The following is a 10778-nucleotide window of genomic DNA, read 5'->3' on the forward strand; positions in this document are numbered from 1 at the left end:
CTTTCTTTCTCTTTCTTATTTTTCAATTCTAATCGTATAAGATAATAATTCCACTAAGATAATAATTCCACTAAGATAATAATTTCTACGGACTACATCACATTGCCGAGGGGAAAATATTCTTTTTTTTGCCTTATGACAGACCGGAAGTCAGCAGCATGATATTCAATGCTGTCACCACACCTGCAATGGCGTAAAGCAGAAAGCTGCTCCATTTGCTGTTGACGTATTGCCCCATCACCTTGCGGGAGGAAGTCAGTCCCACTTGCAGAAAAACCGTGAACGGCAACTGTATGCTCAGTACCATCTGCGAAACCAACAATCCTTTGAACGGGTCGCCTATGAAAAATATCATCAGCAATGCCCCTCCCAGTGAAAGAATCACGCCCATCTGCGAATGGCTGTCCTTGATGTGGTACGACTCTCCAAAGATCCCTGCAAATATGGACCCTGCTGCCATGCCGCTGGTTATGGTAGACGATATTCCTGCCATCAGCAATGCCAAGGCAAACACAATGGCCGCACTGCTTCCGAGCAAAGGTTCCAACAAGGACTTCGCCTGTTGCAACTCTTCCACCTGAATGTCGCTTCTAAAGAAAGTAGCGGCAGCCAGCAGGATCATCGCACTGTTGATTGCCCAGCCGACAATCATGGAAAAGAGCGTATCGAACAATTCATACTTCAGAACTCTCCGTATGGAAGCGTCATCCTGTTTGTTGTATTCGTGGCTCTGTATCACCTCTGAATGCAAGAACAAGTTATGGGGCATCACCACCGCTCCCAACACGCTCATGATGATCAGCATACTTCCTTTGGGAAATGCCGGTGTCACCCATCCCGTTGCCGCCAGCGGCCAGTCAATCTTTACCAGGAAAAGTTCGTATATGAAAGACAGTCCGATTACGGATACAAAGGCTATGATGGAGCGTTCTATCTTTTTGTATGAGTTTGTGAAAAGCATAATCATGACAAAAACAGCCGTCAATATCGCTCCCCATACAATCGGAATATCCAGTAGCATCTCCAATGCAATGGCACCTCCCAGAATCTCGGCAAGCGAAGTGGATATCGAAGCCAGCACTGCCGTACCCAGTATGGGTCGGGACACCCATTTAGGCGTATATTTCGTCGCTGCTTCGGACAGGCATAACCCTGTCACAATCCCCAAATGCGCCACATTGTGCTGCAATATGATCAGCATTGCTGTGGATAGCGTGACTACCCATAACAAAGAATAGCCAAACTCCGAACCTGCCGCAAAGTTGGATGCCCAATTTCCCGGATCAATGAATCCTACCGTCACCAGCAAGCCCGGACCTATATACTTAAACATATCCAAACCACCCGGATGCCGTTTGTGGTTCTTGCTTTTCAAGTCTTTCAGAATATCTTTCATCGTTCGCTGTTTTATGTTGTAAAATTATGAGATAAGAACAAGCGAACGTGGGTTTCAGTTCAAAAAAAGCTCCGGCATTTTTATGATACCGGAGCTGACTGTGCTTTCTGAAAGTACAAGGGTAGGAGATCAGAACCCCATTTCATGCAACGCCCGGCACAACTGATCCGGACAAGAGGTGAGGCGATTACCACAGCGGATACCCTCCAGCCGCGCAAGTACGACATTTACCGGCATCCCTTTTACCAAGTGGGAAATGCCTTGCAGGTTTCCGTTGCAACCTCCCCAAAACGTAACGTTAGTGATCACGTTCTCTTCAACTTCCACCTCAATGTGAGAACTGCATGTTCCCTGAGTTTTATATGTGTACTTCATTATTCTTCGCTTCCTTCCGGTTTCATGTTGGTGTAAACCGTCTGTACGTCGTCAAACTCTTCAAGACGTTCGATCATCTTGTCGATGGTTTCACGCTGTTCGGGAGTAACCTCCTTCGTATCGTTCGGAATATAGGTGAACTCACCGCCGACATCTTCGAAACCATACTCTTCCAGATGCTTCTGGATAGCTGCATAGCTCTTCGGATCGCCATAGATCGTAACGGTTCCTTCCTCTTCGTCTTCTTCAAACTCGTCATCCACATCGTAATCTATCAGGTCGAGAATCAGTTCTTCCATGTCTACGCCGTCTTTCTTTTTGAAAGTGAACATACACTTATGGTCGAACAGGAAAGCCAATGATCCCATCGTTCCCAGGTTTCCGCCGAACTTATTGAATACGGAACGTACATCGGCAACCGTACGTGTGGTGTTGTCAGTCAGTGTATCTACGAATATAGCGATACCGTGAGGGCCGTATCCTTCGTAAGTCATGCCTTTGTATTCGCTCTGATCCTTACCCATTGCATTCTTTATGGCTCGGTCGATATTGTCTTTCGGCATGTTTTCGCGTTTGCAGGTCGCAATGATAGAACGCAAAGTCGGGTTGTTTTCCGGTTCCGGTCCTCCTGCCTTTACGGCAATAGCAATCTGTTTACCCAGTCTTGTGAAGGTCTTTGCCATGTGACCCCATCTTTTCAATTTGGCAGCTTTTCTATATTCAAATGCTCTTCCCATTGGTCGTATATTTTAATTATTGGTTATTAATTCATTCATTAGCGCAACTTTGCACCCAGTTTTTCTTCCAGGTTCCTTACGAGTTTCGACATGATCTTGTCGATCATCTTGTCGTTCAGCGTCTGCGTCTCGTCCTGCAGCAGGAAGCTGACAGCGTACGACTTCTTTCCGGCTTCCAGATTCTTACCTTCATATACGTCGAAGAGTGAGACTTCTTTCAGCAACTTCTTCTCTGTGTTGTAGGCGATCTTCTCGATTTCCGCAAACTGTATCTTTTTGTCTATCAGCAAAGCAAGGTCACGTTTCACAGCCGGGAATTTGGATATTTCCGTATAGCCCACTTTTACGGAGCGGATGGCTTTCATCAACTCTTTCCAGTTCAGGTCGGCGTAGTACACTTCGCTGGTGATATCAAATGCTTTCAGGATTTTCTTGGCTACAATACCGAACGTGGCAAGACGTTTTCCGCCTTTCGTCTGCACAGAGAGGGCAGTGGCGTAAATATCATTGGTCAGATTGCCTACCACCAGGTCTTTCATGTTCAATCCCAGACGGAGGAAGATATTCTCCACGTATGCTTTTAACTCATATACAGAGCTTGCTTCATCGGGATGTATCCATGAGTTGGATACTTTCTTACCTGTAACCCATAATCCCAGGTGATAGTCCTCGGCGTATGCGGCCAATGTTTTCTCGGATGTCTTCTTCTCTTCGTTGAAATAGTAGCAATTTCCGAATTCAAAGAACTTCAGATCGGCGTTTTTCCGGTTTGTATTGTGGGAAATGCTTTCCAAGCCACCGAACAATAAAGTCTGGCGCATGGCATTCAGATCCGTACTCAACGGATTGAGCAGCATGACAAGATTTCCGGAAGGATAGGTCTCCATTCCGTCATAATAAGCGGCACGGGTCAATGAGTTGTTCAGGATTTCGTTGAAACCGCAACCTACCAACTGCTCGGCTACCAGATTCTGCAATTTGTTTGATTTGTCATGTTCTCCTTTCGTCGTCAGGCTGGACTTCAAGGTCGTCGGGATTTCTACATTATTATATCCGTAGATACGGAGGATATCCTCGATGACATCGCAATCGCGCTGCACGTCTACACGATAGGGCGGTACGGCAAGTGTCAAACCTTCTGCCGTTTCGTTGGTTATCTTCATTTCCAGACTGGAAACTATGCTTTTGATGGTTTCTGCCGGAATGACTTTGCCTATTAGTGAATTTACTTTCTCATACGCCAGTTCTACGATGAAATCCTGTGCAGGAGCAGCGCACAAGTCCTTCACTTCGGAAGAGATGGTGCCGCCCGCCAGTTCTTTCACCATCAGGGCAGCCAGCTTTAAGCAGTAGATTGTATTGTTCGGGTCGATGCCTCTTTCAAAACGGAACGAAGCATCTGTGTTCAGTCCGTGACGACGGGCTGTTTTACGTACCCATGTAGGATGGAAGTAAGCGCTTTCCAAGAAAACGTTTTTAGTCGTTTCTGTTGAACCGGAATCCAGTCCGCCAAATACCCCGGCAATGCACATGGGTTTCTTTTTATTGCAGATCATCAGATCGCGGTCGGACAATTTACGTTCCGTTTCATCCAGTGTGACAAACGGGGTTCCTTCGGGCATGGTTTTCACAATCACTTCGTTACCCTCGATCTTGTCAGCGTCGAAGCAGTGCAACGGCTGGCCGAACGCGTGTACAATGTAATTCGTGATATCAACTACATTATTGATAGGACGCAGTCCGATGATGCGGAGCTTGTTCTGCAACCATTCCGGACTCTCTTTCACCGTTACACCTTTTACCGTCACACCTGCATAGCGCGGGCATGCTTCGCTGTTTTCTACCGTAACATTGATATCCAAATCATGGTTATCTACGGCAAAATCATCTACTGAAGGCTTTTTCAGCGAGGTCGGCTTGTTGTTCTGAATCAGATAAGCATATAAGTCACGCGCTACACCATAATGTGAACAAGCATCGGCACGATTCGGTGTAATGTCTACCTCAAGCACGTAGTCGCTTTTGACATTATAATAATCTTTGGCAAGAGTGCCCGGTACAGCATCTTCCGGCAATACAATAATACCTGCATGATCCTTGCCGATGCCTATTTCGTCTTCCGCACAGATCATTCCGTTTGACTCGACGCCACGGAGCTTTGATTTCTTGATGGTGAAACATTCATCCCCATCATAGAGTTTAGTTCCTAATGTGGCAACTACAACTTTCTGACCGGCGGCTACATTGGGCGCTCCACATACAATCTGCACGGGTTCTCCTTGTCCCAGATTCACAGTAGTCACATGCATGTGGTCCGAGTTTGGATGAGGAATACAGGTTAATACTTCACCGATAACAAGACCTTCCAGTCCTCCTTTTATCGTCTGTACTTCTTCCACACTTCCCGTTTCCAAACCCACAGACGTCAGTGCAGCAGCAACTTCCATCGGTGTCAGATCGAAATCGACATACTCTTTCAGCCAATTATAAGAGATATTCATATCATTATTTTTTTATTGTTTTCCAAAGTGACCCGCAAAATTACAAAGTTTTTTTGGATGACAGGGAATTATCTGATAAGAAAATAATAAAAAAAGAACCGAAACTACTTGATGAAAAGTAATTCCGGCTCTCTCTATGTTATAAAGAACTTCTGCAAATATCTACAGGCTTAAAATGGTAGCGGTCCGTCCGATCCTCCAAACGGGTTGGCAGCCTGAGGAATAAAGTCAACAGGTGGGGGAACCGAATCGCCTGTAGCCACATTCATTTTCGATCCTACCAGATTTCCGCCTCCATCCGGAAGTACCATGTCATCTTCCGGATTTTGGAAACGGGTGTATTGGCCGATGAAGCGCAGGCGGACATCACCTACCGCACCATTACGATGTTTGGCTATAATGATTTCCGCCATACCGCGCAAATCCGTACCATCTTGTGAGGTATAAATCTTATAATATTCGGGACGGTGGATGAAACAGACCATATCGGCATCCTGCTCGATGGCTCCCGATTCACGCAAGTCGCTCAACTGCGGGCGCTTTCCTTCTTCACCTTCCCGGTTTTCTACACCACGGTTCAACTGTGACAGGGCTATAATCGGAATATTCAGCTCTTTTGCCAATCCCTTCAGCGAACGGGAGATGGTACTTACCTCTTCCTGACGGCTACCGAACGACATACCGCTCGCATTCATCAACTGAAGGTAGTCGATGATAATGATTTTCACTCCATGTTCGCGCACCAGGCGGCGTGCTTTTGTACGCAGTTCGAAGACCGATAGGGAAGGGGTGTCGTCTACATACAATGGAGCATCCAGCAGGTCGCGCAATTTGAAGTCCAATTGCTGCCATTCATAGTCGGCCAGCTGTCCACTCTTGATCTTTTCACTTGGAATCTCGCACACATTGGAAATCAAACGGTTCACCAACTGTACGTTACTCATTTCAAGCGAAAACACAGCTACTGGATTATGGAAATTCACAGCTATATTCTTTGCCATGGAGAGCACAAAAGCCGTTTTTCCCATAGCCGGACGTGCAGCAATGATGATCAGATCGGAATTTTGCCATCCTGAAGTCATTTTGTCGAGTTTGGTAAACCCGCTTTCCAGACCACTCAAACCATCTGTACGTGCAGCGGCTTTCTGAATCGCTTGATAAGCCTCTGCAATTACAGGATTGATTTGCGTATAATCCTTCTTCATATTCTGCTGTGAGATCTCAAACAGTTTGCCTTCGGCTTCCTGCATCAAGTCGTCCACGTCCAGCGTTTCGTCAAAGGCTTTGCTCTGTATATTGCTGGTAAAGGTGATCAATTCGCGTGCCAATGCCTTTTGTGCGATGATGCGGGCATGATATTCGATGTGTGCCGAAGAAGCTACCTTGCTGCTTAGCTGGGTGATATAGAAGGGACCGCCCACTTCTTCCAGATTTCCGCGTCTGGCAAGTTGCTCTTTTACGGTCAGAATATCCACAGGCTTTTGGTTTATAGCCAGGTCGGTAATAGCGGAATATATCAATTGATGCCGGTGTTCGTAGAAAGATTCCGGACGCAGGATTTCACTTACCAACGAATAGGCATCTTTCTCTATCATTAATGCTCCCAACACAGCTTCTTCCAACTCAGGCGCTTGCGGCTGGATGCGTCCATAGTCGGTTATCGGTTGCACTTTGGCCTTGGAATTATTTCTGGGAGCTCTCTTCTGTTCTGCCATATCTTGAATACTACAAATTTATAAACTATGTAATTCCCTTCCCACTGACGTTTTTCAGAGAAAAAGGAGGGCAAAGATAATGCTTATTACTCGAAAATGCCGCTATTCGACCAAACAAAAAAGCGGTTTCCGCCATGGTTTTTATTTGTTCACTTTGCGCAAGATTTTATAAATCTAGCCATGAACTCTTTGTATTTATCCAAAGTCTGTCTTTCCGCGTGTATTTAGAAAGACTTGATAGTGAAGTTCGCGGATTATTACGTCTCCTACAAAGGTTTATTATATTCCATTTCCAATAGACGTTTTATTCGTGATTCTATACCGCCTTTATTCCTTTTGAATACGGTCATTAATTCATTTATACTTTTACCTTCTCTATAAAGTCTCAGTAGAAGCTCTTCGTCCGTTTTAGTCCATTTCTCGTAAGCATTACCATACTTTTCTTTTTGAATTTGCATATAATTTTTGGTAATCTTACTGTTTTCTATTATTGAATCCGAATATGTTGTTTCGGAATTATCATTTCTAATTCCGAATATTTCCATAATATCGCTTATTACATTTTGCTGATTCTCTTCAACTGTAACAGGAGTCCATTTCGATGGATATCTATTATATATCCTTTGTGTATAAGCAAAGGAACCGATACTCTTTTCAAAATATCTTTTTAATTTCTCCTGATAATCAAGGTTGCCTAATGATGCGTTTTTTCTACGACCGATCAGACAGAGATTGCCTATTCGATGTGTATAATAATTCCTTTGTGACTCATCAAAATCCTTGATCCACCCACTGTTTGATTTTGGATTTTGTGGCAATATGTGTTCTATGGAGATAGTGCCGAATTCTTTCCATTCCGATTTATCTTTATATTTGTACTCCAGCATCATCAGCAGGGCATATGTATATCTTCGTCCATACACTTCGGATTTGACATTTTCCATAAAGATGTTTTCATCGAAAGAATAATACTCTTTTGCATCTATTACTGTATGATAATCAGAAGACTCATCTATAAGAACTATGATGTTGTCAAGGTTATCGATACGATGAGATGGTACTTTGCCACATACAGCATCCGCAATATTTTTACATGCAACTTTATGTGTGAATCTTAAAAGTCCATTACTTCCATATTTTCGTCCATATGACAGCACTACTGGTATCCAATCTGTTGAAGGCATACAATTCAATAGTATGCGAATTAATGTGCAATATTCAGAATCATCGTTGTCGTTTAGGTTTATAAGTCGGTTGTAATCTTCGTATGCCTTAAATATATAGTCGAAGAATTCCTTGCCTTGTTTTATTAATCCGGTTTTGAATATATGTTTGTCATATTCATCAAGCAGGTTCATCTTCTGACGTCTTTTCAAAAGCATAGTTCTAACATATGCAAGAAAGCGATCGAAATCATTTCCAAGGTCTTCTTGCATGTTCTCCCATTCACGGGCATAGTTGTTCATGTCTTTGTCATCATCGATCTTTTCAAGATTGGATGATTTCAGAATGTCGGCATTACTCAATTTTTGACCACGGTCGTTCATTACGGAGAATAGTCTGAAAGCATCTTCCAATGAATCCGCAGAAATGTATATCATCACGACATTGTTAAGGATGAATCCCAAAAATGCATCTAAATCTATATCAGAATGTTCTGTGAAATAGTCCTTGTAGCACATAATGGCATTGCACATTCTCTGAATAGACATGCTCATTTTCTTGTCGTTGGCTTTTTGCTCTATTTCAAGCCAATGTTTCTCTATGCTTCCTGAATTCATCAGATATTCCTCAATGAACTTTTTTACATTTCCTCTGATTTCGTATGACAGACGAATTCTTTCTTCTATATGTCTGATCTTATTTGCTTTCTGAAAAATCAGGTTTTCACAATTCTTCTTGACATCCTTCGAAGATCTATCAAAATCTCTCAGGAATGCAAAAAGTAAGAAGAGAGTAGTAATACGTTGTTGACCATCAAGCAAGTCATTATTATTGTCTTTGTTTTGAATGATATAAGAACCAAGAAAATATTCTTCGTGAGCATATTCTATATAGTTTGCCGTAAAGTCTTCCAGCATATCATATATATTGTCGCTGTCCCATACGTAATGTCTTTGATACGATGGAATGGTAAACCACTCATCGAATACTTGGGCAATATTTTGTTTGCCAAATCCTATTCCTTTAAAATCAGATTTCATATTGAAAGTTTATTTATTAAAAATAACGGCAGGTATCGCGTCATAACGGTGTACTATCGGTATGACTTTAATCAGCCATCTTTTTCAGCTTCTTGAAGTGGCGAATGATATTCATATAGTCATGATCTGTGCAGATATTGAATTTATTCCATAAGTCACCCATGACTACAGCGCCTCCAAAACCGAAATCTTTTATTTCCAGAATGTTGTCGGGGGTGATTCCTCCTAAAGCCATGACTTTCGTATCGACAATTTTCTCTTTTCCTGCCTTGCGTAAATCTTCAGGAGTGTAGGGAGAAAGGATATCTTGTTTGGTGATGCAGTCATATACAGGACTCATAAAAACGTAGTCGTAGAAGTGTTTTTTGTTTTTTACTTCCTCTATGGAGTGGCATGTGCAACTGATATGGCCTGCATAATCGTGTGGTTCGTGAGGATTGCGTTTGTTCAAATGAATGCCCATAAGGTTGAATTCCTCTTTCAGATAGAAATGTTCGTGGGTAACGATACGTTTGTGATATTTTTCGGGAATCAGCGTTAATAACCTTTCGGAATACATGGCCGGTGTTTCCGGTTTTCTTAAGTGCAGAATATCCAATCCTTCTTCGAAAAGCATTGTGATGATTTTGTCTTCTTCCACAAAAAATATGGGGGATGTTACGACTATGAGCTTCATTTTCTTAGTTATACGATTAATAATGAGCAAAATTAACGATAAATGCTTCTTGATGGAAAGGTTTTCCTTTAAAATATGTTATCTTGGGGGTGCGGTAGGAAAAAGCCGCGAAAATAGGGACAGTCTTCATTTCCAGAGCCACTTTCACTGCCGGAGCCTCCTTCACTTCCGGAACTGCTACTGCTATCGGCCGTCACCAGTTCGAACTCGATGTTGTTCGGAGCGCCCTTGGTGGTGGCGTTGGTGTCGTTCACTAACCGGAGTGAGCTGTCTGCCATGAAGCGGGTGTTGACGCGCCGGATGCTCTTCACCGTGTTGCCGTCCGTCAGGATTTGTCGAATACTTCGGATGAGTCCTCGTGCCACGTGCAGCACGTCTTCGGCTGACATACCGCCCAAGGCTTCGATGTCGGTGGCGATTCGTTCCAAATCGTAGGTCTTGGCATCTTTGGGTTTGCGTACCAAGGTGTAGATCAGCGGGGAGTTCTTGGCCCCGATTTTCTTGCGGCGCTGTATGCGCATTGCTAAAGCTTTTGCCATAATCGTGTAATTTTCTGTTTGTTGTTGGAATCGGTTCGGTGTTCCTCCCGTGCAGGCTTCGGAAACCGGGTCCGCGGTACCTCTTTTCCTTGCTTGCTGACGCAAAGATACGACATGTGAAATTGGGGAAATCAGGTTTTGTCAGTTTCTGTCAGGTTTTGTCAGGATATGACAGGTTTCGTCAGTTTTCGTGTGGTTTTTCATTTTGACTATAAGTTGCTGGCTTGACTATAAATTGCCGGATTTCCTCGGGCTTTGTGTCCGATTCTCCTGGGGTTTTCCGGACAAATGCGGGGCAACGTTCCAGCAAACCCCAGGGGTTGCGGCAGCAAATGCGGCGGCTTTTTACCCGTACTACGGTTCCCTGCATTGCAGGCAGTCGTTCCACAGGGAGTGGTTGTCGGGACTTAGAGGGGCGTTGCCGGGGATGGGGTGACCGTTGTACATACGACGTTTTTCCAGCTGCTGCTCGTGAGCGGTAGGGACTGTCGGACGGGGACGTTCCGGTCGTTTACGATATTTTCCGCCTTTTCTTTTTCTTTTTCTTCTTTTTCTGTAGAAGAAATATATTTTTTCTTTCTCTTTCTCTTTTTCTTTTTTTATTATATATGGATGTGTTTGCGTTGCTTGTTTTA

At 43.7% G+C, this 10778-nt stretch carries 8 protein-coding genes and 1 pseudogene; all 9 read right to left on the bottom strand.

Features of this window, described 5'->3' with window-relative positions; translation table 11 throughout:
• Positions 1-133: 133 nt before the first annotated feature.
• Positions 134-1396 (bottom strand): Nramp family divalent metal transporter, encoded by a 1263-nt coding sequence (locus QZ323_RS11265; RefSeq protein ID WP_294634793.1) that lies wholly within the window; start codon positions 1394-1396, stop codon positions 134-136.
• A 129-nt stretch (positions 1397-1525) separates the two neighbouring features.
• Positions 1526-1771 (bottom strand): TIGR03905 family TSCPD domain-containing protein, encoded by a 246-nt coding sequence (locus QZ323_RS11270; protein WP_294634795.1) that lies wholly within the window; start codon positions 1769-1771, stop codon positions 1526-1528.
• Positions 1771-2508, bottom strand: coding sequence for a YebC/PmpR family DNA-binding transcriptional regulator (locus QZ323_RS11275; RefSeq protein ID WP_294634796.1), 738 nt, complete (start codon positions 2506-2508; stop codon positions 1771-1773). The genes QZ323_RS11270 and QZ323_RS11275 overlap by 1 nt, the downstream gene beginning before the upstream one ends.
• Positions 2509-2546: 38 nt before the next feature.
• Positions 2547-5009 carry a phenylalanine--tRNA ligase subunit beta gene (gene pheT, locus QZ323_RS11280; RefSeq protein WP_294634797.1) on the bottom strand — a complete coding sequence of 821 codons (2463 nt, stop codon included), beginning with the start codon at positions 5007-5009 and terminating at the stop codon, positions 2547-2549.
• 170 nt (positions 5010-5179) lie between these two features.
• Positions 5180-6724, bottom strand: a complete 1545-nt coding sequence (gene dnaB / locus QZ323_RS11285) for a replicative DNA helicase (RefSeq protein ID WP_294634798.1) — start codon at positions 6722-6724, stop codon at positions 5180-5182.
• A gap of 266 nt (positions 6725-6990) precedes the next feature.
• A complete protein-coding gene (locus QZ323_RS11290; protein WP_294634799.1) occupies positions 6991-8928 on the bottom strand; it encodes a DUF262 domain-containing HNH endonuclease family protein in 1938 nt (645 codons plus the stop codon).
• A 67-nt stretch (positions 8929-8995) separates the two neighbouring features.
• Positions 8996-9604, bottom strand: coding sequence for a thiamine phosphate synthase (locus QZ323_RS11295; protein ID WP_294634800.1), 609 nt, complete (start codon positions 9602-9604; stop codon positions 8996-8998).
• A gap of 68 nt (positions 9605-9672) precedes the next feature.
• On the bottom strand, positions 9673-10143 hold the full coding sequence (locus tag QZ323_RS11300) for a DNA-binding protein (RefSeq protein ID WP_294634802.1): 471 nt from the start codon (positions 10141-10143) through the stop codon (positions 9673-9675).
• Positions 10144-10497: 354 nt separating this feature from the next.
• Positions 10498-10778, bottom strand: a pseudogene (locus QZ323_RS11305) (hypothetical protein); the annotation flags it as partial.

Source organism: uncultured Bacteroides sp. (assembly GCF_910585845.1).
In the GTDB taxonomy this organism is placed as follows: domain Bacteria; phylum Bacteroidota; class Bacteroidia; order Bacteroidales; family Bacteroidaceae; genus Bacteroides.